At 54.9% G+C, this 246-nt stretch carries 1 protein-coding gene; it reads right to left on the reverse strand.

Features of this window, described 5'->3' with window-relative positions:
- Positions 1–71: 71 nt before the first annotated feature.
- The coding region (locus V0R37_RS22985) for a DNA polymerase III subunit psi (RefSeq protein WP_420376677.1) at positions 72–246 on the reverse strand (175 nt) is incomplete at its 5' end.

Genomic DNA, 246 nt, shown 5'->3' on the forward strand with positions numbered 1-246 from the left:
CGATAAGCACCTGAGCGATATCGTACGTATTGAACAGGCCGTGCATATCGTCGATAGGCTGGAGCGTGTAATCAGTCATATTGACAGATCTGACGCCATAGATCGCGTTTTGCCGCAGGGTTATCATGCATCTGTGCCAAGGGGAGAGAGCGGAGTGTGCGCACACCGTCAATCATGACCTCCGGCTCGCCAATATACCAACACCAGACCAAGTGGTGATCGCCGAGTGCTGCGAGCGCAGCGTGG

Origin of the sequence: Pollutimonas rozaliensis, assembly GCF_048751585.1 — a bacterium.
Taxonomy (GTDB): Bacteria; Pseudomonadota; Gammaproteobacteria; order Burkholderiales; family Burkholderiaceae_B.